At 70.7% G+C, this 21,786-nt stretch carries 24 protein-coding genes; 21 read left to right on the top strand and 3 right to left on the bottom strand.

The genetic code is table 11. The annotated features are described in order from the left end of the window. From QFZ82_RS15325 to QFZ82_RS15290, 8 genes are all read left to right on the top strand, one after another. The gene (locus QFZ82_RS15325) at positions 1 to 942 is read left to right on the top strand and encodes a type II secretion system F family protein (RefSeq protein ID WP_307713714.1); all 942 of its coding nucleotides are present in this window, start codon (positions 1 to 3) and stop codon (positions 940 to 942) included. A gap of 16 nt (positions 943 to 958) precedes the next feature. Then, the gene (locus QFZ82_RS15320) at positions 959 to 1,846 is read left to right on the top strand and encodes a DUF5936 domain-containing protein (RefSeq protein ID WP_373429285.1); all 888 of its coding nucleotides are present in this window, start codon (positions 959 to 961) and stop codon (positions 1,844 to 1,846) included. Between the two features lie 36 nt (positions 1,847 to 1,882). Next, entirely contained in the window at positions 1,883 to 3,220 is a 1,338-nt protein-coding gene (locus QFZ82_RS15315) for a sensor histidine kinase (RefSeq protein ID WP_373429284.1), read from the top strand. A 14-nt stretch (positions 3,221 to 3,234) separates the two neighbouring features. Continuing rightward, positions 3,235 to 4,242, top strand: coding sequence for a response regulator transcription factor (locus QFZ82_RS15310; protein WP_307713713.1), 1,008 nt, complete (start codon positions 3,235 to 3,237; stop codon positions 4,240 to 4,242). A gap of 149 nt (positions 4,243 to 4,391) precedes the next feature. Continuing rightward, positions 4,392 to 4,631, top strand: coding sequence for a hypothetical protein (locus tag QFZ82_RS15305; RefSeq protein ID WP_307713712.1), 240 nt, complete (start codon positions 4,392 to 4,394; stop codon positions 4,629 to 4,631). 5 nt (positions 4,632 to 4,636) lie between these two features. After that, the gene (locus tag QFZ82_RS15300; protein ID WP_307713711.1) at positions 4,637 to 5,230 is read left to right on the top strand and encodes a pilus assembly protein TadG-related protein; all 594 of its coding nucleotides are present in this window, start codon (positions 4,637 to 4,639) and stop codon (positions 5,228 to 5,230) included. 31 nt (positions 5,231 to 5,261) lie between these two features. Next, on the top strand, positions 5,262 to 5,846 hold the full coding sequence (locus QFZ82_RS15295) for a hypothetical protein (protein WP_307713710.1): 585 nt from the start codon (positions 5,262 to 5,264) through the stop codon (positions 5,844 to 5,846). 8 nt (positions 5,847 to 5,854) lie between these two features. Continuing rightward, positions 5,855 to 6,514, top strand: coding sequence for an OmpA family protein (locus QFZ82_RS15290; RefSeq protein ID WP_307713709.1), 660 nt, complete (start codon positions 5,855 to 5,857; stop codon positions 6,512 to 6,514). A gap of 105 nt (positions 6,515 to 6,619) precedes the next feature. Here the strand turns inward: QFZ82_RS15290 and QFZ82_RS15285 are convergent, their stop codons facing one another. Further along, on the bottom strand, positions 6,620 to 7,450 hold the full coding sequence (locus tag QFZ82_RS15285; protein ID WP_307713708.1) for an NAD(P)H-binding protein: 831 nt from the start codon (positions 7,448 to 7,450) through the stop codon (positions 6,620 to 6,622). A 114-nt stretch (positions 7,451 to 7,564) separates the two neighbouring features. Between QFZ82_RS15285 and QFZ82_RS15280 the strand changes: the two genes are divergently transcribed. The 8 genes from QFZ82_RS15280 to QFZ82_RS15245 all read left to right on the top strand — a co-directional run bounded on the left by QFZ82_RS15280 (position 7,565) and on the right by QFZ82_RS15245 (position 14,791). Then, positions 7,565 to 7,957: a helix-turn-helix domain-containing protein gene (locus tag QFZ82_RS15280; protein ID WP_307717724.1), complete on the top strand. Its 393-nt coding sequence runs from the start codon at positions 7,565 to 7,567 to the stop codon at positions 7,955 to 7,957. Between the two features lie 431 nt (positions 7,958 to 8,388). Further along, positions 8,389 to 8,814: a hypothetical protein gene (locus QFZ82_RS15275; RefSeq protein ID WP_307713707.1), complete on the top strand. Its 426-nt coding sequence runs from the start codon at positions 8,389 to 8,391 to the stop codon at positions 8,812 to 8,814. A 74-nt stretch (positions 8,815 to 8,888) separates the two neighbouring features. After that, complete coding sequence (locus QFZ82_RS15270; RefSeq protein ID WP_307713706.1) at positions 8,889 to 9,590, top strand: ABC transporter ATP-binding protein; 702 nt, start codon at positions 8,889 to 8,891, stop codon at positions 9,588 to 9,590. Beyond that, positions 9,587 to 10,555 (top strand): hypothetical protein, encoded by a 969-nt coding sequence (locus tag QFZ82_RS15265; RefSeq protein WP_307713705.1) that lies wholly within the window; start codon positions 9,587 to 9,589, stop codon positions 10,553 to 10,555. Before QFZ82_RS15270 ends, QFZ82_RS15265 begins: the two co-directional genes overlap by 4 nt. Before the next feature lie 10 nt (positions 10,556 to 10,565). Then, entirely contained in the window at positions 10,566 to 11,444 is an 879-nt protein-coding gene (locus QFZ82_RS15260; RefSeq protein WP_307713704.1) for a hypothetical protein, read from the top strand. A gap of 271 nt (positions 11,445 to 11,715) precedes the next feature. After that, a complete protein-coding gene (locus tag QFZ82_RS15255) occupies positions 11,716 to 13,338 on the top strand; it encodes a Hint domain-containing protein (protein WP_307713703.1) in 1,623 nt (540 codons plus the stop codon). A gap of 4 nt (positions 13,339 to 13,342) precedes the next feature. Then, entirely contained in the window at positions 13,343 to 13,885 is a 543-nt protein-coding gene (locus tag QFZ82_RS15250; protein ID WP_307713702.1) for a hypothetical protein, read from the top strand. A 102-nt stretch (positions 13,886 to 13,987) separates the two neighbouring features. Then, positions 13,988 to 14,791, top strand: a complete 804-nt coding sequence (locus QFZ82_RS15245) for a hypothetical protein (RefSeq protein ID WP_307713701.1) — start codon at positions 13,988 to 13,990, stop codon at positions 14,789 to 14,791. Here QFZ82_RS15245 and QFZ82_RS15240 read toward each other — a convergent pair. Further along, positions 14,788 to 15,150 (bottom strand): DUF192 domain-containing protein, encoded by a 363-nt coding sequence (locus QFZ82_RS15240; RefSeq protein WP_307713700.1) that lies wholly within the window; start codon positions 15,148 to 15,150, stop codon positions 14,788 to 14,790. The genes QFZ82_RS15245 and QFZ82_RS15240 overlap by 4 nt on opposite strands. Before the next feature lie 123 nt (positions 15,151 to 15,273). On the opposite strand from QFZ82_RS15240, the gene QFZ82_RS15235 reads away from it, so the two are divergent. The 3 genes from QFZ82_RS15235 (at position 15,274) to QFZ82_RS15225 (ending at position 17,108) form a co-directional block, all read left to right on the top strand. Continuing rightward, a complete protein-coding gene (locus QFZ82_RS15235) occupies positions 15,274 to 16,089 on the top strand; it encodes a prepilin peptidase (RefSeq protein WP_307713699.1) in 816 nt (271 codons plus the stop codon). Between the two features lie 40 nt (positions 16,090 to 16,129). Next, positions 16,130 to 16,534, top strand: a complete 405-nt coding sequence (locus QFZ82_RS15230) for a cupin domain-containing protein (protein WP_307713698.1) — start codon at positions 16,130 to 16,132, stop codon at positions 16,532 to 16,534. 220 nt (positions 16,535 to 16,754) lie between these two features. Next, on the top strand, positions 16,755 to 17,108 hold the full coding sequence (locus QFZ82_RS15225; protein WP_307713697.1) for a helix-turn-helix domain-containing protein: 354 nt from the start codon (positions 16,755 to 16,757) through the stop codon (positions 17,106 to 17,108). Between the two features lie 306 nt (positions 17,109 to 17,414). On the opposite strand, the gene mgrA is transcribed toward QFZ82_RS15225, so the two are convergent. After that, positions 17,415 to 18,482 carry an L-glyceraldehyde 3-phosphate reductase gene (mgrA, locus tag QFZ82_RS15220; RefSeq protein WP_307713696.1) on the bottom strand — a complete coding sequence of 356 codons (1,068 nt, stop codon included), beginning with the start codon at positions 18,480 to 18,482 and terminating at the stop codon, positions 17,415 to 17,417. 77 nt (positions 18,483 to 18,559) lie between these two features. On the opposite strand from mgrA, the gene QFZ82_RS15215 reads away from it, so the two are divergent. Continuing rightward, a complete protein-coding gene (locus QFZ82_RS15215) occupies positions 18,560 to 19,321 on the top strand; it encodes an isoprenyl transferase (RefSeq protein WP_177152183.1) in 762 nt (253 codons plus the stop codon). 943 nt (positions 19,322 to 20,264) lie between these two features. Further along, positions 20,265 to 21,587 carry a PhoH family protein gene (locus tag QFZ82_RS15210; protein ID WP_307713695.1) on the top strand — a complete coding sequence of 441 codons (1,323 nt, stop codon included), beginning with the start codon at positions 20,265 to 20,267 and terminating at the stop codon, positions 21,585 to 21,587. Positions 21,588 to 21,786 lie beyond the last annotated feature (199 nt).

Here is a 21,786-nt window from a genome sequence, read left to right as displayed (position 1 = left end):
ATGACCACCACCGCACTGCTCACGATCGGCGGCACGCTCTTGTTCGGCGTGCTCGCGGTGATGGGCGTCCACGCCTGGTCAGCGGGCCGCTCGCAGCACCACGCGCTGCTCGACCGGCTCTCCCACACCGGCCGCACCGAGGAGAGCGGCGGCCGCCGGCGGCGCTTCACGGCCGTCGACCGCAGACTGCGGGGGACCGGCCTCGGAAGGAAGATCGAGCTGCGCCTCGCCGCGACCGGCCTCGACCTCACGCCCGGCGAGTTCTTCGTCTACATGGTCGCGGTGACCGCAGGCCTCTGGATCACGGCGCAGACACTCCTCGCGTCCTTCTTCGGGCCCATCGCGGGACTGCTCGGCATCTGGGGCGCGTTCGCCTTCCTCAACTGGCAGCGCGCCAAACGCATCGAGAAGTTCATCAACCAGCTGCCCGAGCTCTCCCGCATCCTCGCCAACGCGACCCAGGCCGGCCTCGCCCTGCGCACCGCGCTGTCCATGGCCGCCGAGGAGCTGGAGGCGCCGGCCGGTGAGGAACTGGGCCGGGTCGCCGACAAGCTGGCCGTCGGCCACTCCGTCGACGACGCCCTGGGCGAACTCGCCGAACGCCTCCCCTCCCGTGAACTCGTCGTGCTCGTCACCACCCTGGTCCTGTCCAACCGGGCCGGCGGCACCCTGGTCGGCTCCCTGCGCAACCTCACCGAGACGCTGGAGGAACGCAAGGAGACCCGGCGCGAGGTCCGCACCCAGCTGTCCCAGGTCAACATGACCGCCTACGCGGTCCCCGCCATGGGACTCGGCGCGCTGCTGCTGCTCGACCGCGTGATGCCCGGCGCGATCGACCGCATGACCAGCTCGTTCATCGGCCAGGCCGCCGTCGTCGTCGCCCTCGTGCTCTACGCCCTCGGCGTCTTCGTCATCCGCCGGCTGTCCAAGATCGACATCTGAGGAGGAGCGCACCGCGATGATCGCACTCGGCCTGGCCCTCGCCGTGGCGCTCTGCGTCGTCGGAGCCTTCCACGGCATCCGCATGTACCGCGCCGACGCCAAGCTCCCCGGCGATCTCGCCGTCGCCCTGGAGGTCGGCGCCACCCGCACCACCGCGGTCGGCTCCGCCGTCGACCGCCTCGGCATGCGCTACGCGCCCGCGGTGCTGCGGATGATGGGCCCCGCTCGGGTCAACAAGGTCCGCCGCAGGATCGACCTCGCCGGAAACCCCGGCGGCCTCACCATCGACCGGTACGCGGCCCGCCGCGCCGTCTACGGATTCCTCGGTCTCTTCGGGGCCTTCGCCATGATCCTGCGCGGCCAGCCCTTCCTCGCCCTCTTCATGGTCGCGTTCGGGCTGTTCTGGGTGGAGGTCGGCATCCTCGCCGCCGTCCGGCAGCGCAAGGAGCAGATCGAGCGCACTCTGCCGGACTTCCTCGACGTCCTCGCCGTCGTGGTCAGCGCCGGCCTCGGCTTCCGCGAGGCACTGGAACGCGTCGCCGACAAGTACGAGGGCCCCTGGGCCGACGAACTGCGCATCACCCTGCGCCAGATGGACATGGGCGTCGGCCGCCGCAAAGCCTTCGACGAGCTCCGCCGGCGCAACGAGTCGGAGCAGGTCGCCCAGTTCGTCACCGCCCTCCAGCAGGGCGAGGAGCTGGGCGCGCCGATCACCGAGACCCTGATCCAGATCGCCAACGACATGCGCCGCACCGACGCCCAGAACGCCCGCCGCAGGGCGTCCAAGGCGGTCCCGAAGGCCACGCTGACCATCACGTCGATCATGGTCCCGGCGACCATGATCCTCCTCGTCGCGGCCTTCGTCTTCGGCGCCGACGCCGACTTCAGCTCGGTCGGCGGCTGACACCGTGACGCCGTCGCCGCCAGAGGGGGGACCGCAGTGGCCCTGCACATCGGGAGGATAACGGGAGGCCTCGGACCGGCCTCCCTGGCCCGCGCCACGGCAGATCCCGACCAGGCGCCGACCCTGGCCATCCAGGTCAACGCCCTGCAGGCGCTGTGCCGCCAGGTCTTCGGCTTCCGGCTGGCGATGATCGGCCTGGCCACCCCGCTGGCACTCGGCGCGGCCAACCCGGGCGTGCCCACCTACCTCGTGGCCTCCGGCGTGCTCGTCACCTTCATGTTCTCCTACGGGCTCTTCCGGGACTGGGAGCGCTGGGGACCGCTGCTGCTCAGGCACCCCGCGCTGCTCGCCCTCGACGCCCTCTTCGGCGCCCTCCTGCTCATCACGGCCGGACCCGACAGCACCCTCGGGTACGTCACCATCTGCACGCCCCTGCTCGCCGGGCTCGCCTACGGGTGGCGCGGCGCGGCCTTCTTCGCCTGCCTCCAGGCCCTGATCCTGTTCGCCGTGTACGGCGCCGACTCCGACGCCGTCGCCACCGCGGGGAACTCCCTGCTGCTGCCGGGCTTCTGCGTCGTCACCGGCGCCATAGGGGTCACCCTGCGGAATCTGCTGCTGCGCTTCGGCGCCGCGAGCCAGGCCCTCACCGAGGCCCGGGCCCGGCTCGCCGTCAACGAGGCGGTCGGCGGCGAACGGGCCCGGCTGGCCCGCGAGATGCACGACTCCGTCGCCAAGACCCTGCACGGCCTGGCACTCGCCGCCGACGGCCTCGCCTCCACGGCCGACCGCATGGACCCGCTCACCGTCAAGCACCAGGCCGAACTGGTCGCCCGCTCCGCGCGCCGAGCCGCGGCCGAGTCCCGTGAACTGCTCAGCGACCTGCGCCGCAGCGACGACCTCCGCTCGGACGGGGTCGATGTCACCGAGGAACTGCGCGCCAAGGTGGACGACTTCGGCTGGCGCACCGGCATCGGCGCGGAGTTCCGCAGGCTCGGCGGCCCGCCCGTACCGCCGGTCCCACGCGCGGTCGCCCGGCAGATGCTTACGATCGCCGGCGAGGCGCTGGAGAACAGCGGCCGCCACGCGCACGCCACCCGGGTGCGGGCCGAGACGGGGATCGTCGACGGGATGCTGCGCATCAGCGTCCTCGACAACGGCAGCGGGCTGCCCGCGGGAACGACGCTCGACTCCCTGCGCAAGGCCGGTCACTTCGGCCTCGTCGGGATGGTCGAACGCGCGGCGGGCATCGGTGCACGTATCCGTATCGGACGCGGCACGGCCGCAGGCACGGAGGTCCGCCTCGACCTCCCGCTGGCGGCCGTCCTGCCTGCGCAGCCCGACATTTACCGCTCCCCACGAAGCACCAACTCCTGAGAGGAGGCCGCACGATGCCGGACGAGAGCTCACGCACGTCGGGTCAGCAGTTCATCGCCCCCCACGTCTCACAGCACACGTCGTCCCACGCCACTCCGCTCCACTCGGCCCCGCCGTTCCCCCCACCTCCCTCCTCACCCCTGCGGGTGGTCATCGCCGACGACAACCCGGTCGTCAGAGCCGGGCTGACGGTCCTGCTCGGCGGGCGCGACGACATCCGGGTGGTCGCCGAGGCTGCCGACGGCAGGCAGGCGGTGGAAGCGGCCCGCCGGCACCGGCCCGACGTCATCCTGCTCGACGTCCGCATGCCCGGCGTCGACGGCATCTCGGCCCTGCCCTATCTGGTGCAGGCGGCGCCGGTGATGATGCTGACGTACAGCCGGGAGAACGAGATCGTGCAGGAGGCCCTGCGACTGGGGGCGGGCGGCTACCTCGTGCACGGCGAGTTCACCGCGGACCAGCTCGTCGCCGCCGTACGGGACGTGAGGGAGGGCCGCGCCCACTTCACGGCGACCGCGGCGAACGCGCTCCTGGCCGAGTTCCGCGGCGGCCATGCGCCCGGCCGGCAGGGCGGGCAGCCGCTGCCGGACGGACTCGGCACGGCGTACGAACCACCGGCCCCGCCCACGGGCGGCCATCCGGCCGTGCGGCCGCATCCCGCCGCTCCGATTGTCTCGACTTCCTGGAATCCGAGCGAAGATGCTTCGCATCTGCAATCGAATGTGGGACAGTCGTCCGTGCGGCACGGGGGTGACGCCGGGCTTTCCGCCGGTGTGCCACAACCTGCCCGTGACAAAGACCAGTTCGGCCTGAGTGCGAGGGAGGTGGAGGTGATGGACCTGATCGCGTCGGGCATGAGCAATCAGCAGATCGCCGCCACCTGCTTCATCAGCGAGAAGACCGTCAAGAACCACATCAATCGTATCTTCGCGAAGCTTCACAGTGTCAGCAGGAGCGAGGCGATCGCCGTGTGGATCGGCACGGCACGCAGCGATGGCGGCCCGGGGAGGGGCCGTGGCTGAACACGGCAGGACCCAGCCCGCTGATTGGGCCCCGGATTGGGCCCTGGGGCCCTCTTCGGCGACCGCATGTCGGCCGTACGTTTCCGGCGTCGCAACAGAGACGTACGAGTCGGCCGGCGCCCGGTCGGCCGAACCCGAAGGGGGACGACATGTCGAACGACACTCTGCTGAAGGCCGCGGTCGGCACGCAGGTCCGCGTCAACGGCTGGAAGAACACCGTCGTCAGCCGCATGACCGACCGCGAGCGCTCCAAGGGCCAGACCGCGCTGGAGTACCTGGGCATCATCATGGTGGTCGTCGTGATCATCGGCGCGATCGTGGGCACGGGCATCGGCGGCAAGATCACCACCAAGATCAACGAGCAGATCGACAAGATCAAGGCCGGCTGAGCCGCTTGCCGAACCGCAGCACGAGGGATCAAGGGCAGGCATTCCCCATCTATGTGGTGATGGTGGGGGGCCTGCTCTTCCTCGCGTTCGCTTTCTTCGCAGTGGGGCAGGCGTCGGCCACTCGGAACACCGCACAGGGCGCGGCGGACGCCGCGGCGCTCGCGGCGGCACAGGACGCGCGTGACAAGCTCGCGGGCCGGTGGCTCGACTCCCTCAAGGATCCGACCAAGTGGCAGGACATCTTCGACGGCAAGGTGGAGATCGCTCCGTCGTGCGGAGCGGCCGCACGCTTTGCCGAGAAGAACGGCGCGGTGCTTGACGCGGAAGGGTGCTACCGGACGTTCGAGCCGTGGCCGACCTTCATCGCCTACGTCAAGACGCAGAAGCCGGTCGGTACGTCGATCATCCCGGGAACAGAGAGCAAGCACGCCACGGCCGACGCCAAGGCCGCAGTCAAGCCTCTGTGCACCTTCGACCCTCCCGACGACGCCGAGATCCTTCCCACGCTCACCTGCAAGACCAAGAGCTGGGACCTCGAGGACGACCCGACGGACCTGCCCGACGCGAAGGACCTCTTCGACGTCCAGTTGGTCGATTGACAAGCGAACGACGAGAGAAGGAACTCCACTCATGAGCATTCGGCGCATCCTGAAGGCCCGCAGGGGGGCGGCAGCGGTGGTGATCACCGCCACCCTGGCCCTCACAGTGGCCGGCTGCGGCGGGGATTCGGACAAGAAGCCGGAGAAGGAGAAGACCGCGTCGGCGAAGCCCGGCTCGGAGAACAACGACTCCGGAGAGGTCGTACCGGACACCGGTACGACTCTTGCGACCGTGAAGGGCCCGAAGGACATCGATCTCGTCATCAATTCCGTCAAGCGGGAATCAGGCGGCTTCGTCACCGTCAACGGTCAGATGAAGAACAACGGCGCCGAGGCCTTCTACGACATGTCGCCGTGGCGCGGTACGGAGCAGGAGGTGCTCGCCGGAGGCATTTCGGTGGCGGGTGCGACGCTCGTCGACAAGGCGGGCAAGAAGCGTTACTACATTCTCCGCGACACCGACGGTCGTTGTCTGTGCACCTCCGGTCTCGACAAGATCGACCCGGGGAAGTCCATCCCGGTCTTCTTCCAGTTCCCGGCACCTCCGGAGTCGACCACCGAGATCGATTTCCAGCTGCCGACGTTCCCGACCGTCTCGGTCGAGATCTCCGGGTGAGTGCCGCCATGACCCACACCCCCATGCGCCGGCCGTCCACCCGGTTCGTGCTCACGGCGTTCACCGCCGCAGCCCTCCTCGTCGGATCCCACGTCCTGTCCGCGACCGAGGCACGGGCGGACGACAAGCCGAGCGTGCCGCCGGGCACCGAGGCGTCCGCCTCGCCGCCCGTCGAGGTGGACGCGGACAACCCGGGTCTCAAGATGGTCGACGGCGCCACCCTCGCCCCGGCCAAGGTGCTGGACATCAAGTCCGTCATCGAGTCCGAGGGCGGTGAGGAGCGCCGGGAGGACACGAACTCGGACGTGAAGTACGCCCTCCAGGCCGAAGTCCTCTTCGGCAAGGACAGCGCGAAGCTCAGCCCAGCGGCGAACGGCCGGATCCAGGCGATCGCCAACGAGATCAAGAAGGAGAACGCGAAGCAGGTCCGTATCTTCGGATTCACCGACAACCTCGGTTCCTCCGCCCATGGCGACGTCCTGTCGAAGCAGCGGGCGGACGCCGTGCACTCGGTCCTGTCCAAGGCGCTCAGCGACGCGGGAATCACCTACGAAGTCCGCGGCTACGGCGAGCAGTTCCCGATCGCGGACAACTCCGACGAGGAGGGCCGCAAGAAGAACCGCCGCGTGGAGGTCTCCTACCCACGCGGCGGTGGCTCCCAGGGCTGACGCCACCCAGGCCGGGCCGCGCGCCACGACGCGGCCCGGCCTGCGCGTGCTGTCGGCTGCAGGAGGTGGCCCACCAACCGTGTGACGGCGCCCGTCAGATGCCACTCACCTGAACGCCGCCACGTTGCGCGTCGCCCACTCGGCGAACGTGCCGGGCGCGCGGCCGAGGACGCGTGCGACGTCGGGGCTCACCCGTTGTTCCTCGGGCGACGGATCGCCCAGGATGCCGAGCGTCGCCTCCACGACCGGCTCGGGCATGAACCGCAGCATCTGCGTCCGTGCCTCCGTGCGGCTCTGCTCGACGAACCGCACCTCTTCGCCGAGCGCGTCCCCGATCGCCGCGGCCTGCTGCCGGGGCGAGACCGGCTCCGGCCCGGTCAGCACGTACGTGCTGCCGCCGTGCCCCGGTTCGCGCAGTGCGGCCTCGGCGACCGCGGCGATGTCGTCCGGGTCGATGGCGGGCAGGGCGACGTCACCGAACGGCGCGGTCACCGTCCGCCGCGTGCGGACGGCCTCCGCCCACTGGAAGGCGTTGGAGTCGAAACCGCCCGGTCGCAGCACCGTCCACTCCAGTCCCGACCTCTTGACGCGGTCCTCGAACTCAGGGGAGTGGCGGCCCGTTCCGACTCCCTGGGAGGACAGGAAGACGACCCGGCGGACGCCACCGGCCCGCCCCGCGTCGAGGATGGCTCCCGCATCGGCGCCGGCCGCCAGCATGTCGCCCGAGTACAGGAGGAAAAGCGCGTCGGCCCCGTCGAAGGCCGGTTTCAGGCTCTCCGGATCGGCGAGGTCGGCCCGCCGGTGCCGTACGCCCGCCGGCACGTCCAGCGGCGCGGACATCCCGCGCGAGAGCGCCGTCACCTGTTCGCCGGCCTCGGCGAGTGCGTGCACGAGCGGCCGACCGACGTTGCCCGTAGCCCCAGTTACCACAATCACGTATCGCTCCCGGTGTCGCGTTTCTCCGTGGACTCGAGGAAGCTATCGGCCCGGGCATAGTAGGTACCTAGAGGAAAGTAATGGGGAGAGGGGCTTGTTGTGACCGACAGCACAATGCACGTGGTGCCTCCCGGCGCCGACCCGGAACAGGCCTGCCCCATCGCCCCGGTGGTCGACATCGTCTTCAGCCGCTGGACCACGCCGATCCTGTGGGCGCTCCACACCTACGGCCGGCATCGCTTCGTCGAGCTGGAACGCCGCATCGCCACCATCACGCCCAAGGTGCTGACCCAGCGGCTGCGGCAACTGGAGCGCGACGGGCTGGTCGTGCGCACGTACCACCCCGAGGTGCCCCCGCGCGTGGAGTACGAGATCAGCGAGCTGGGGCGCAGTCTGGCACCGCTGTTCGCCACCCTGGCCGAGTGGGCGGCCCTCCACCTGGACGACGTCGAGCAGGCGCGAGCGGAGCACGACGCACGGGAGCCGGCCCCCGGCCGCCGGAGCTGACCCGGCCCCGCCGCTCGCCCGCGTCGCCGTTATCTCCGTATTGCAGGGCGCATGCGCTCGACGGTTTGTGCTGCCCCGGTGCCGGTCGCGTCCGAGATCGTCGCGCCGGTCGCGGACACCCTGAGCGGGATCGCGCTCCGGCGCCTGCTGGGTTTCGTCGTCGAGGTCTGCGGCAGGTGGTGGGGGTCTGCGGGACCGAGGTTCGTATCAGCAGGAAGTGGCGGCGGATGCCCACAGCGTGAGCTGGGCGCGGTGCAGGAAAGCGCTTCACGGGCGAAGCGCTGTGCGAGTGCGACGGGCCGCGCAAACTCCTTTACATATCCGCCACTTGACAGTCACTCGAGCTTCGCTTCATGATCACGCAGCAGCCAGCTGGCTGAATCTTTTCGCCGCCCTCCTTGGACGAGCCGCGGCCACGCTCTGGAGTACTTATGTCGATCAACCCTGCCCGCATACGCCGCGCCGGCGTTACCGCTCTGCTCGCCGTTCTCGCGGTAGGCGCAGTTGCCACCAGTGCCTCTGCGGCCACGTGGAGCACGTCGAACCGCTACCTCCGCTCTGCCGTGGCGGGAGATGAGACCACCACGTGGTACGCGGTCGGCACCTACACGCAGTACATCAACCAGACGCAGTGTCAGACCCGCTACTCGGGGCGCATCGCCTACGACTTCAAGAAGTCGGTCACCGGCTTCGACGAGTGGGTTGCCTGGCGCGACTGGTCGTGTGACAACGCCCCCTACACCAAGAGCTACACCGGCCAGGGCAACGGCTACTACTACGCGAGGGTCGCATCGACCCCCGCCGGCGGCGTGGTCGATGAGCTCAACCTCAGCATCAACCGCGTCACCTCCCCCTGATCACCTGCAAGGATTCCCTCATGGCACCCGTTCTCTCCTGTCGCGGTGTGGTCAAGACGTACGGTAAGCGCACCGTGCTGGACGGCGTGTCCCTGAGCGTGGAGGCCGGTCGGGTGACCGGCCTCCTCGGCCTCAACGGGGCAGGCAAGACCACCCTCATGCGCATAGCCACCGGCCTCGTCGCCCCGACCGCGGGCGAGGTACAGGTTCTCGGCCGGCCCTTGCCGCTCCGTCCCGCCGTTCTCGCCCGCGTCGGCGCGGCACTGGACGCCCCTGCCTTCTACCGTTGGATGACCGGGCGCGGCATGCTGCGCACGCTGCTCGACACTGCGGGCCTGCCCGACGACGGGCGCATCGATCGCGTTCTGGAACGAGTCGGCCTCGCCGATGCCGCACGGCGTCGCGCCGGTGCGTACTCCCAAGGCATGCGCCAGCGGCTCGCCCTGGCCGCCGCGCTGCTGAAGGAGCCCGATCTGCTGATCCTCGACGAACCGACGAACGGGCTCGACCCGGCCGGAGTCCGGCTGGTTCGGAGCATCGTTGCCGAGGAGGCGGCCCGCGGCGCCGGAATCCTCATCTCCAGCCACCAACTGGACGAGATCGCCCGGCTCTGCGACAGCATCGTCATGATCTCCCAAGGCGTCGTGAGCGCCTCGGGCACCGTCGATCAACTCGGGCTGGGTGCGGCAGACGGCCCACAGGGCCTGGAGGACTGGTTCTTCAACCAGCAGCGGCCGGTGGCCCGAGCCGGTGAGCCGGAAGGCGGGCGATCATGAAGTCCTGGCTGCGCGTCCTCGGCGCGGAACTGCGCCGCACACTGCCCCGCCTGCTCCCCGTGACACTTCTCCTGCTGCTGGCCGTCGGCATCACCCTCCAGACACTCAACGTGCAGCGCGTTTCCCACAACAACGTGAAGAACGTGCGTATCGGGCTGGAGAAGCTGACCCCCGAGGGCTGCGCCGAGGACACGGCGAATCTCCCGCCCGACGTCCCTGCCGAGCCGTTCCTCAAGGACTGCTTGGCCGGTCTGGAGACCACGCGCGCGGCCTACCAGGACATCGAGGCCGGCTTCACCGCCACCGCGGAGCACATGGCACTCGCCCAGCATCCCCTCGGTGCCGTCGGCTGGGCGTTCGGCTGGCTCGCCACCGCACCCGGCCTGATCGCGGTACTGGTTCTTGCCGCGTTCTTCACGGCCGGCGAATGGTCACGCGGGACGGCCGTGCCGCTGCTGCTTCAGGAGCAGCGGCTGTGGCGACTGCTGTCGGCCAAGGCCGCCGTGCTCTGGCTGTGGTCGTTGCTGGCGGCCGCGGTGGCGTCTGCCGGGGTATGGCTGCTGGCCGTGATGCACACGCGTCGCGCCCTTCCGCTCCACCACCTGGTTTCGCCGGGCGACGTCTCGTCCTTCGCACTTCAGCGGGCCGGTACCGGCGTGCTGGTGCTCGGCGTGGCCTGTGTGGCCGCTGTCGCTCTGGCGGCAGTGGTACGGATGCCGTTGCGCACGGTGCTCGTAGGGGTGCTGGTCCTGGCTGTTACCGCGCTGCCCGTCACGGAGTGGCTGCCCGGTCCCGTCCTGGCCGACGGAATGGGCCTGTCCGCCGGGCTGAACGTCTACGACCATCTGTGGACCACGGCGTCGGACTCGGCCACTCCCCCCGCTGTACGGACACTGCCCTGGATCGCGCTGCTTTCCCTGGCGTTGTGGCAGAGCTGGCGTACCCGCCCGCGCAATCTGGTGTGAGAGGCGGGACATGACACGGATCATTGCCCCATTGCGGGCAGAGGTGCGGCTGGCGGCTCAGCCGGCAGCCGTACTGACGGTCCTGATCGCCGCTGCTGCGGCGGCACGTGCGGTGTTCCTGTACCTCGAGGCCGTACCGCGCGGGACGGCCGGGCTGGACAAGGGCCTGATCGCACTCGCCACTCCGGCCGGCGCGTTGCAGGCGGCCGCCTGGCACCATGCCTCCCTGCTCGGGCTGGCGTTCGTCGCGCTGGTCGGCGGCGTGGTACTGGCCGAGGGCCTGGAGAGCGGAACGTGGCCGCTGGTGCGGCTGTACCAGACACGGGTGTCGCTGCTGGTGGTGCGCAAGCTCGTCGTCGTGCTGTTCCTCGCAGCGCTCAGCGTGGTCGTCACCGCGGTGGTGCTGTGGGTGGCCGTAAAGGTGAGCCACGCCGTGCAACCTCCGGGCGGTCCGCCGCCCGGTCTGCGGCCGACGACGCCCGCTGATCCCGAGGCCGTGGAGGCCGGGGTGGCCCCACCCGGCTGGGGCGATGCGATGGGCGCCTGCGCCAAGACGCTGCTGGTGTTGTCGTTCTACGCAACGCTCACCGCGTGCGCGGCTGCCGCTGCGCGGGCCGTCATCCCGGCCGCCGTCCTGGGAGCGGGGCCCGTGGCGGCCACCCTGCCGCTCGTCACCACGGACTTCCGTGCCTGGACACCGCATTACTGGATCGCCTCCTGGACGGAATTCCCCGAAGACGCGCAGTGGAAGCTGTACTGGTGGAGTTCCACCCCCGGGTCCCCGGACACCAGCACTGCCCTGGCCGTGCTGTCCACCGCCACCGCAGCTCTGCTGACGGCCACCTGGCTGCAACTGCGTGCCGAGAGATCCCTGTCACCTCGCGCATGACGGCCGGTAGCCGCTGGATGGCAGAGAGGCGGATACCGCTGCTCGGCGCCACGCGCGCCTGACCGGCTCTCGCCGAGGCTCGTGGCGTGGGGGCCTGCCGGCGCTGAGCCGGTAGGCCTCACATTCCCGTTCGCGCGCAGAACTGCCTCCCCGGACACCGCGGCATGCTGCCGCAGCGGGGCGCAACATCCCAACGCGACAGGCTCGTTGAGCCCTGCGATGGGCCCCTGGGCCCATGACGGGCACCCCGGCCGTCCGTAGCTTGGCAGCCATGTCTGTACTGGGGGATGTGCGCCGACACGGCCGCCGGTGGCTGCGGGGGATCACCCCCCGGACCGATGCGCGGCTGCTCGGTCTGCGCAGGCGTCGTCGGCACGACCGTGGCCAGACGCCGTTGGAGTACGTCGGTCTGGGCCTCGTGATCGTGGCCATCATCGGCTCCCTCGTGGCCACCGGGATCGGCGCCGAGCTGACGCAGAAGATCAACGCGCAGGTCTGCCGGATCACGGGCGGCGGGGACTGCGGCGACGGCGGCCGGCGGAACGAGGCACAGGACGGCAGGCCGACGCAGGACGACCCGGCCGATGTGCCGGGCGACGACTCCTCCGTGCCGAGGACTCCGGAACAGATCGTCTACGAGAAGGCCCTCAAGGAGCTCCAGGACGCCCAGGCCGCCGAGAAGGCCGACCAGGACAAGGCGGTCCAGGCCGCCAAGGAGCTGGCCAAGATCCTCGCCGACGAACTCGGCATCACCGACGCCCTCGACTGCGTCACCAAGGGCGACATGGGGGCATGCACCGAGACGCTGATCAACGTGCTGCTCAGCCTCGTCGGCGGCGCGGTCGGCAAGCTCGCCGCCAAGTACGGAGCGCCGTGGAAGTGGAAGAAGGCGTACGAACTCATCCAGCGGCTCAGGAAACACGGCGGCGACCTCTACGACGGCCTGACCGGTCTCCTCAAGAACCGCAAGCGCGTCAAGGACGCGGAGAAGGCGCTCGAGGACGCCAGGAAGAAGTACGACCCGAACCAGAAGAAACCGGACGAGGACAGACCGGACGACAAACCGACGACCTGCCCCGTCCGGCACAGCTTCCCGTCCGGCACGCCCGTCCTGCTCGCCGACGGACGCCGGGTGCCGATCGAGACCGTGCGCATCGGAACACGCGTGGCGGCCGCGGACCCCGGTACGGGGGAGAGCGGCGGCCGACGGGTCACCCGGACGTTCACGACGTACGACGACAAGGAGTTCACCCGGCTCACCGTGCGGACGGCATCCGGTGCCGCCGTCGTCACCGCCACCGACACGCACCCGTTCTGGCTCGCCGGTGAGCGCCGCTGGGAGGACGCCGGTGACATCCGGCCCGGCGCCCGGCTCCGCACCGGGTCCGGCGGCAGCCTCACCGTGCTGGCGGCCCGGCACTACGTGCAGCGGCAGACGACGTACGACCTCGCGGTGGCCGGTGTGCACACGTACTTCGTCGGAGTGGGCGCCGCCAGTGCCCTCGTGCACAACAACGACTGCGACATGTCCGCCGAGGAGGTCGACGCGGCCAGGAACCCGGACGTCGGCGAGGGGGACCCGAAGAAGTTCAAGGACCACTTCCTGCGGCACAAGAAGCTCGTCGAGGACGCCCTGGGCACCAAGTACAAGAAGCTCAAGGACGACGGCCCGCGCTTCCGCGAGGACATCGCGAACGCGATCAAGGACGGCACGTTCGAACTCGTCGGCAAGGGCACGTTGAAGAAGGGCGAGCCGGAGGCGCTGATCTATCGTGGCAAGGGCGTGACGATCGTCCTGCGGGAGAACGGTGACTTCTGGACCGCCCTCACGACCGGCGAGGGCCTGGACACCGGGATCCAGATCACGAAGAAGGTGCCGAAGAAGAAGGGCTGACCTCATGAGCAGCATGGCGCGCGAGGTCGCGGGGATGCTCACGGGACGCAGTGTGCGCGATGTCCTCGTCCCGGGCTGGATCGACCGGGACGACTTTGTCCCCGAGTTCCGGCCGCAGCCGCTCATCGTGTGGCTGCGGCTCGACGAGGGCCTGGTGCGCCTCGCGTCCGAGGGCCAGTACGACCACCTGACCGCCCGGCGGGTCACGGCCGCCGACTGGTCCGACGTGGAGCTGCTGGCCGAGGCGGAGGACGAGGTCGTGGTGGCGTCGTACGGCGAGCAGTTGTTCGGCGACGGCAGGGAGGAGTGGAGCTGCCTGGCGGTGCGGGCGTACGTGTCGGGTGCCGGACGCGCAGGCGGCACGCCTACGCCGGTCATCCGGGGCCTCGCGCTGGACTTCGCCGGCGGTCGCAGCCTGTTCCTGGACCCGGCCTGGACCTTCGGCATCCGTATGGGGAACAGGGCGGACGAGGCGGACTGGGTGGCGAAGCACGGCGGCGACACGGTGCTGGAGTCGCTGCGCCCTCCGGTGTCCGCCCACGGGTAGAGCGCGCGGCGCGGGGCCGAGGGCATGGGCCCGTGGGCCCATGTGCCGTGACGGTTCGGGTTGTTAGCGTGCCACGCACATCGGCGAGCGGGCGGGAGCGCAATGAACACGGGGATCCGGACCAGGACGGCACGGCGCGTCGCGACGGCCGCGCTGGCCGTCGCGCTCACGGCCGGGACGGCCACCGCCTGCGAGGACGAGGCGAAGGACGGCGGCGACGGCAGGGCCGCCGACGCGACCGTGTCGCCGACCGGCACCGCCGGGAAGGACACCGCACCGACTCCGTCCGGCTCCGCCGCGCCGCCCGCCGCCGAACCCCCGAGCACGGGCAGGACCCTCACCGAGGCCGAGTTGGCCAAGGCCGTGCTGGCCACCGGCGAGGTGCCCGGTTACGAGGTCACGCCCCTCCAGGGCGGTGACGAGCCCGGCACGGAGAAGGCGGACAGGCCGGCCTGCGCCCCGCTGGCCGCCGTGATCAACGGAACGCCGGAACCCGCCGCCGCGGCGACCGTGTACAGCACCGCCGTCGACTCCAGGGAGGAGGGCGAGGAGACGCAGACCGTGGTCACGCTGATCCTCACCTCGCACGGGAACGGCGGCGCCCGGCAGGTCCTCGCTTCGCTGCGCACCGCCGTGGACGCCTGCGCGGGGGGCTTCACCACGCGCGGCGCGGACTCGGTCTCGACCTACTCCGCGGTGCGGACGCTGCCCGCACCGCGGGCCGGTGACGAGTCCTTCGCCTACCAGGTGACGGGCGCGGTCACGGGCGCGGAGGTGCCGCTCGTCTTCCATGTCGTACGCCGGGGCGCGAGCGTCGTCACCTTCTACACGGCGAACTTCGTCGACGCGAGGACGCCCGAGGTCCCGGCCGAGCTGATCCGCGCACAGACGGCGAAGCTGCCCTAGACACCGGCCGGCCGTATGCCCAGCCGTACGCCCGGCCGCACCCCCCACCGCGCCATCGCCCCGGCCTCCGCCTCCAGGGCGTGCCGGGAACGCAAGCGGACCCGGCCGAGGCGCCCCGGCTTCATCGTCACCACGTCCAGCACCCTCAACTCCCTGTCCAGGTACGCCACGTCGATCGTGAAACGCATCCGGAAGGTGTGGACGCCGGCGCACGGGGTCAGCATGAGCGCGCCGTCGATCCCGTCCCGGCCGAGCAGCCCGCGGGTGCGTGCCCGGTACGAGGCGGCGATCCGCAGGCCGACCGGGGTGTCCCGGCCGGGGACCGTCAACTCCGCTGTTCCGTCCCGCCATGTACGCATGGCCCAGACCGTAGCGCCGGGCGGCGGCGTGCGGACCCGATCCGTACCGCAGTGGGCCCCGGCCCGCGAACCTGGGTCCCTGGGCCCATGACCGCGGACCGGGCCGGGCCTAGGGTCGGCACCGTGGACGTGACGCTGATCGCCGTAGCCGCCGTGTGGGGGGCCGTAGCCGGGACGCTCGTGCCACGCGCCGCGTACCGTCTGTCGGTCGAGCCGGAGGACGACTGGCGCGCCGCCTGCCCCGCCGGGCATCCGATCACCGGACCGCTGCACGGCTGGGTGGGGGCGGCCCGGTGCGCGAGCTGCGCCGCGGGGGCGCCTGCGGTGGTGGCCGCGGGGGCGCGGGACGGGGCGCTCGCACCGGCCGACGCGTCCGCCGAGGTCCGTCCGCCCGCCCCGTACCGCCCGTCCGTCCTCGTCCCCGCCGTCACGGCCCTGGTCTGCCTGACGCTCGCGGCGTCGACGGGGCCGCGCCCCGAGCTGGCGGTCTGGCTGCTCGCCACCCCGGCTGCCGTCCTGCTCGCGCTCGTCGACCGCCGTGTGCACCGGCTGCCCGACCAGCTCACCCTGCCGCTCGCCGTCGCATCGGCGGCCCTGCTCGGTCTCGCCGAACTGCTGCCGCACGACGGGGGGTCCTGGCCGACCGCCCTGCTGGGCGGCCTCGCGCTCGGCGCGGTCTACTTCCTGCTCTTCCTCATCAACCCGAACGGCATGGGCTTCGGCGACGTGAAGCTCGCGCTCTCGCTCGGCCTGGTGCTCGGCTGGTACGGCTGGGTGGTGCTGTTCCTGGGGGCCTTCGCCGGATTCCTGCTCGGCTCCCTGTACGGCCTGACCCTGGTGCTCCTTCGCCGCGCGGGCCGCAAGACGGCGATCCCCTTCGGCCCCTTCATGATCGTCGGTGCGCTCCTGGGGGTGCTGCTGGGGGCTCTGGGGGCTTGATCGCCGGACATCGCGGCAACGGGCCGACAGAATCGGAGTCATGGACTCCTCGCCGATGAAGCCGGTCAACCTCACCGAAGCCCTCGCGTCCTTCGACGACGTCTACAGTCCCCGCATCGTGGCCCGTATGAACGACTACGACGTGCGCATAGCCCATGCGGAGGGCGAGCACGTGTGGCACGTGCACGAGGACACCGACGAGTTCTTCCTCGTGCTGGACGGACGCTTCGACATCGCCCTGCGCGCCGCCGACGGCAGCGAGTCCGTCGTGGAGCTGCACAAGGGCGACGTCTACGTCGTGCCGAAGGGCACCGAGCACAAGCCGTCGTCGCCGGGCGGGTCCATCCTCATGTTCGAACCGTCCGGTACGAAGTCGACCGGTGACCGGCACGAGGGCGAGATTCCCGACCACGTGGACAGCACGACCGGGCACGCCCTCGGCTGAGCCGTCACGCGTGCGCCTGCCGCCAGGTCACGTTGCTCGTTGTCCTATGGCCGACCCGGGCGCGCTCGTCGTCCTATGGCCGACCCGGGCGCATACAGGTCGGAACCTGTCCGCTCCCACGTCGCTGTCGGAGCCGTTGCCTAGGGTGGATCCGGCCCGGCGTACCGGCGGGTCGGCGGCGTGCCGACGGCGGACCGGCAACCTTCAGCGAGGAGTGGGCATGGCCAAGGGCAGGACCTCCTACCACTGCGGCATCGACGCCGCCGTGGACGTCGTCGGCGGCAAGTGGAAGCCGCACATCCTGTGGGCTCTGAACGACGGCACGCGCCGCTTCGGCGAGCTGAAGCGGCAGGTGGAAGGCGTCAGCGAGAAGGTGCTGATCCAGCAGCTGCGCGAGCTGGAGGCGGACGGCATCGTGCACCGCGAGGTCTACGGGGAGGTCCCCCCGCGCGTGGAGTACTCGCTGACCGAGCTGGGCAAGGCGCTCAACACCGCGCTGGAGCCGCTCGGCGCCTGGGGATCGACGTTCATGAGCGAGATCATCGCCAACAAACAGAGCACATCGGTCACTTGACGTCACGTCACGTGTTCGTCAATGCGGCGCCCGCCGTCCCGGGTCACCTGTCGGGAGTAGCGGACCGGGCCCGGCCGGGCCCCTGACCCCCGGCTTTGCGCCTCCGCGCGGCCGGCGCCTGCGCCGGCAGGGCATTCGGTGCCCGGTGGCGGCATGGCGTGGCACTCAGCACCACTTACGAAGGGTTATGGTGGAACCCCCCCCTCGGGCCGGTCCGTATCCCCCCCACGGACCGGCCCGTTTTTTCCTGCCCGCCGGTGTCCGGCCGCCGGCGCCGCCGGTCCGGGACCCTCGGAGGCTTCGCGACTAGCTCCGGGCGGCCCAGATGTTCGTCCCTGCCGTGTCCACGGCGAAGGCGTCGATGTCCTTCAGCTCCTCGTCGGTCAGGGGCGGCCCCGCCAGAGCGGCCACGTTCTCCTCCAGCTGCCGCACGCTGGACGCGCCGATCAGCGCCGACGTCATCCGCGGGTCGCGCAGCACCCAGGCGAGCGCCAGCTGGGCGAGCGACTGGCCGCGCTTGGCCGCGATGTCGTTCAGGCCGTTCAGCCGGCGCACCACCTCGCCCGACAGGAGGCCGGGGTCGAGCGACTTGCCCTGGGTGGCGCGCGAACCCTCCGGGATGCCCTTCAGGTACTTGTCGGTGAGCAGCCCCTGGGCGAGCGGTACGAAGGAGATGCAGCCCATGCCGGCGCCCTCCAGCGTGTCGAGCAGCGCGTCGTCCTCGATCCAGCGGTTGATCATCGAGTACGAGGGCTGGTGGATGAGGGCGGGGACGCCCATCTCCTTCAGCAGCCCGGCCGCCTCCGCGGTCTGCTCGGCGGTGTACGAGGACACGCCCACGTACAGCGCCTTGCCCTGCCGGACCGCCGAGGCCAGGGCGCCCATCGTCTCCTCGAGCGGGGTGTCCTTGTCGAAGCGGTGCGAGTAGAAGACGTCGACGTAGTCGAGGCCCATCCGCTTCAGGGACGCGTCCAGCGACGACAGCAGGTACTTGCGGGAACCCCACTCGCCGTACGGCCCGGGGTGCATCAGATAACCGGCCTTGGTCGAAATGACCAGCTCATCCCGGTATGGAGCGAAATCCTGGGCGAAGATCTTGCCGAAATTCAGCTCCGCGGAACCGGGCGGCGGACCGTAGTTGTTGGCCAGGTCGAAGTGCGTCACACCCAGGTCGAAGGCGCGGCGCAGGATCGCCCGCTGCGAGTCGAGCGCGCGGTCGTCGCCGAAGTTGTGCCACAGGCCGAGGGAGATCGCCGGGAGCTTGAGCCCGGAACGGCCGGTGCGCCGGTACTCCATGGACGCGTAACGGTCGTCGGCGGCGCGGTAGAAAATTGAATCAGTCACGCATCCCTCCTTATCACGGACTTGTGACATACCGGGTTGGGCCGCGTTGGCCCGTCCGCAGTAGTGTGGCGCCTTCGGGGACTGCCGCATGGAGGGGTGTAAGAACAGTGAACCTGCGCGACCTGGTGTACGGGCTCTACGCACGCCGGGTGGAGGGCCGCCTCGACCACGCCCAGGTGCCCAAGCACATCGGCGTGATCCTCGACGGCAACCGCCGCTGGGCCAAGGCGTCCGGAGGCACGGCAGCACAGGGGCACCAGGCGGGCGCCGACAAGATCTCCGAACTGCTCGGCTGGTGTGCCGAGACCGACGTCGAGGTCGTCACCCTCTGGCTGCTGTCCACGGACAACTTCGACCGCCCCGAGGAAGAGCTCACCCCGCTCCTGCGCATCATCGAGAACACGGTGCGCAACCTGGCCGCCGACGGCCGCTGGCGCGTGCACCACGTCGGCACGCTGGACCTGCTGCCGGCCCATACGCAGTCCGTGCTGAAGGAGGCCGAGCAGGCGACGCTCGGCAACGAGGGAATACTCGTCAACGTCGCCGTCGGCTACGGAGGCCGGCAGGAGATCGCCGACGCGGTCCGTTCGCTGTTGCTGGAGCACGCGGAGAAGGGGACGAGCTTCGAGGAGCTCGCCGAGATCGTGGACGTCGAGCACATCTCGGAACACCTGTACACGCGCGGGCAGCCGGACCCGGACCTGGTGATCCGCACGAGCGGGGAGCAGCGGCTCTCGGGCTTCATGCTCTGGCAGAGCGCGCACTCGGAGTACTACTTCTGCGAGGTCTTCTGGCCGGCGTTCCGGAAGGTCGACTTCCTGCGCGCGCTCCGCGACTACGCGGCTCGCCACCGCCGCTACGGCGCCTGACCTCCCGGGGCGCCGCCGCCCCGGGGTCCCCGCACGCCCGGCCCCGTGCGCCGGCTGTTCTCCCGCCGCCTTCCCCGCTGCTGCCGGCTCCTGCCCCGAGCCCTCACCGATGAGGCCGACCTGTGGCAGGCGCGTGGTGTTTCCCCACCCCGCCCCTTCCCGTAACTGGGGGCAGGCCCCCAGACCCCCGTGGCCCTGCGCCCTGGCGGGCGCATGCTTCGGGGCTCCGCCCCGGGCCCCGTGCCGCGCTTCGCGCGGTGTCCTCGAACTCCCCCTACGGCCTGGCGGCCGTGGGAGGCACCCCGGACGGCCGCATCGGACCCCGCCGCCGGCGTCCGGGGCACGGGGCGCGGGGCGCGGGGCCCGAACGGGTGCGTTGCGCACAGGCGGCCTCGCCGGCGTGTGAGGCGTGGGGCGTGGGGTGGAGCTCCAACGGGTGCGTCGCTGCAGCCCCGTCGGCGTGTGAGGCGGGGTCCGGGGCGCAGCCCGAACGGGTGCGTTGCGCACGAGCAGCTCCGTCGGCGTTCGGGGCGCGGGGTCAGGGGGCGGAGTCCGAACGGGTGCATCGCGCGGAACAGCCACGTCGGCGTTCGAGGCGCGAGGGTCCGACGGCAGCGGCTCCGGAGCCGCCCGGCACAGGGCGTGTCACCGGGTGTTCACCGCCCCGACGACATATGCCCTGGCATGGCCGCACGTGTTCGAGGGAATACCCACTCCAGGTCGACGTCCGATCCACGAACGTCGTATCTCAGTGAGCGGCCGACACCGCTCACCCGGGAGGCCCTTTGCACACGAAGGACTGCACCTTTGGTGCGGACCACGCGGAGGGCCGGCGCTCGGCCTGTGCAGCAGGCCGGCCCGGCCCGTCTTCCGCTTCGGCGGAAGACGCAATGGTCCGCGACGCCGTCGCACCCCGACCTCGTCCGAGGGGGTACGTCCTTCCGTGGTGAACAGCACAAAGCGCCGCATGCCCGACCGGCGCACCTACGTTCTCGACACCAGCGTCCTGCTGGCCGACCCGCACGCCATGAGCCGCTTCGACGAGCACGAGGTCGTACTGCCGATCGTGGTGATCACGGAGCTGGAGGCCAAGAGGCACCATCCGGAGCTCGGTTACTTCGCCCGTCAGGCCCTGCGCCTGCTGGACGACTTCCGCATCCGGTACGGCCGTCTCGACGCACCCCTGCCGATCGGCGACCTCGGCGGCTCGCTGCGGGTGGAGCTCAACCACCAGGATCCCGGCGTGCTTCCGGCCGGCTTCCGGCTGGGGGACAACGACTCCCGCATCCTCGCCGTGGCGCGCAACCTCCAGGCCGAGGGGTACGACGTCACAGTCGTCTCCAAGGACCTGCCGCTGCGCATCAAGGCGTCCTCCGTCGGTCTGCTCGCCGAGGAGTACCGCGCGGAGCTGGCCATCACCGACACCGGCTGGACCGGCATGGCGGAGCTGTCCCTGTCCGCCGAGCAGGTGGACCTGCTGTACGGGGAGGAGACGCTGTACGTCCCCGAAGCGGCCGAGCTGCCGGTGCACACCGGTCTCGTGCTGCAGTCCGAGCGCGGCAAGGCCCTCGGCCGCGTCACCGCCGAGGGCAACGTACGGCTGGTGCGCGGGGACCGGGAGGCGTTCGGCATCCACGGCCGCAGCGCCGAGCAGCGCATCGCGCTCGACCTCCTCCTCGACCAGGAGGTCGGCATCGTCTCGCTGGGCGGGCGTGCCGGCACCGGCAAGTCGGCGCTCGCGCTGTGCGCCGGCCTGGAAGCCGTTCTGGAGCGCAGGCAGCACCAGAAGGTGATGGTCTTCCGGCCGCTGTACGCGGTGGGCGGCCAGGAGCTCGGCTATCTGCCGGGTACCGAGGCCGAGAAGATGAGCCCGTGGGCGCAGGCGGTGTTCGACACGCTCTCGGCCGTGGCGGGACGCGAGGTGATCGAGGAGGTGCTCGGCCGCGGCATGCTGGAGGTGCTGCCGCTCACGCACATCCGGGGCCGCTCGCTGCACGACGCGTTCGTCATCGTCGACGAGGCCCAGTCGCTGGAGCGGAACGTCCTGTTGACCGTTCTGTCCCGGGTCGGGGCGAATTCCCGGGTCGTCCTCACCCATGACGTGGCACAGCGGGACAATCTGCGCGTCGGCCGGTACGACGGAGTCGTCGCCGTCGTCGAGAAACTGAAGGGTCATCCGCTCTTCGCGCACGTCACCCTCAACCGCTCCGAGCGCTCGCAGATCGCGGCGCTCGTGACCGAAATGCTGGAGGACGGGCACATTTAGCGGGACACATCCCTGGGGACCTGTCCGGCAAAAGGGGCAAGCCAGTTGACGCCGCCCGGCGAAGCGCAAGAGCCTAGCCGGGCGGCGTCGCGCTGTCCGGCGTTTCCTTCAAAACCCCTGGTGCGAACGGGGTGTGAGCTTTCACACGCAACGAAGAATTGCCTTGCGGCGTCGGCTTCCGGCAGAGTCTTGCTTCCGT

It is taken from the genome of Streptomyces sp. V4I23 (assembly GCF_030817975.1).
Taxonomy (GTDB): Bacteria; Actinomycetota; Actinomycetes; order Streptomycetales; family Streptomycetaceae; genus Streptomyces.
This window is presented reverse-complemented; position numbering and strand designations above follow the sequence as displayed.

Coding starts and splice junctions, on each gene's coding strand:
- QFZ82_RS15320 (WP_373429285.1), top strand. CDS start 959: ATGATCGCACTCGGCCTGGCCCTCGCCGTGGCGCTCTGCGTCGTCGGA.
- QFZ82_RS15255 (WP_307713703.1), top strand. CDS start 11,716: ATGTCTGTACTGGGGGATGTGCGCCGACACGGCCGCCGGTGGCTGCGG.
- mgrA (WP_307713696.1), bottom strand. CDS start 18,482: ATGTCACAAGTCCGTGATAAGGAGGGATGCGTGACTGATTCAATTTTC.
- QFZ82_RS15280 (WP_307717724.1), top strand. CDS start 7,565: ATGCACGTGGTGCCTCCCGGCGCCGACCCGGAACAGGCCTGCCCCATC.
- QFZ82_RS15325 (WP_307713714.1), top strand. CDS start 1: ATGACCACCACCGCACTGCTCACGATCGGCGGCACGCTCTTGTTCGGC.
- QFZ82_RS15240 (WP_307713700.1), bottom strand. CDS start 15,150: ATGCGTACATGGCGGGACGGAACAGCGGAGTTGACGGTCCCCGGCCGG.
- QFZ82_RS15245 (WP_307713701.1), top strand. CDS start 13,988: ATGAACACGGGGATCCGGACCAGGACGGCACGGCGCGTCGCGACGGCC.
- QFZ82_RS15250 (WP_307713702.1), top strand. CDS start 13,343: ATGAGCAGCATGGCGCGCGAGGTCGCGGGGATGCTCACGGGACGCAGT.
- QFZ82_RS15260 (WP_307713704.1), top strand. CDS start 10,566: ATGACACGGATCATTGCCCCATTGCGGGCAGAGGTGCGGCTGGCGGCT.
- QFZ82_RS15290 (WP_307713709.1), top strand. CDS start 5,855: ATGACCCACACCCCCATGCGCCGGCCGTCCACCCGGTTCGTGCTCACG.
- QFZ82_RS15310 (WP_307713713.1), top strand. CDS start 3,235: ATGCCGGACGAGAGCTCACGCACGTCGGGTCAGCAGTTCATCGCCCCC.
- QFZ82_RS15295 (WP_307713710.1), top strand. CDS start 5,262: ATGAGCATTCGGCGCATCCTGAAGGCCCGCAGGGGGGCGGCAGCGGTG.
- QFZ82_RS15275 (WP_307713707.1), top strand. CDS start 8,389: ATGTCGATCAACCCTGCCCGCATACGCCGCGCCGGCGTTACCGCTCTG.
- QFZ82_RS15230 (WP_307713698.1), top strand. CDS start 16,130: ATGGACTCCTCGCCGATGAAGCCGGTCAACCTCACCGAAGCCCTCGCG.
- QFZ82_RS15225 (WP_307713697.1), top strand. CDS start 16,755: ATGGCCAAGGGCAGGACCTCCTACCACTGCGGCATCGACGCCGCCGTG.
- QFZ82_RS15305 (WP_307713712.1), top strand. CDS start 4,392: ATGTCGAACGACACTCTGCTGAAGGCCGCGGTCGGCACGCAGGTCCGC.
- QFZ82_RS15265 (WP_307713705.1), top strand. CDS start 9,587: ATGAAGTCCTGGCTGCGCGTCCTCGGCGCGGAACTGCGCCGCACACTG.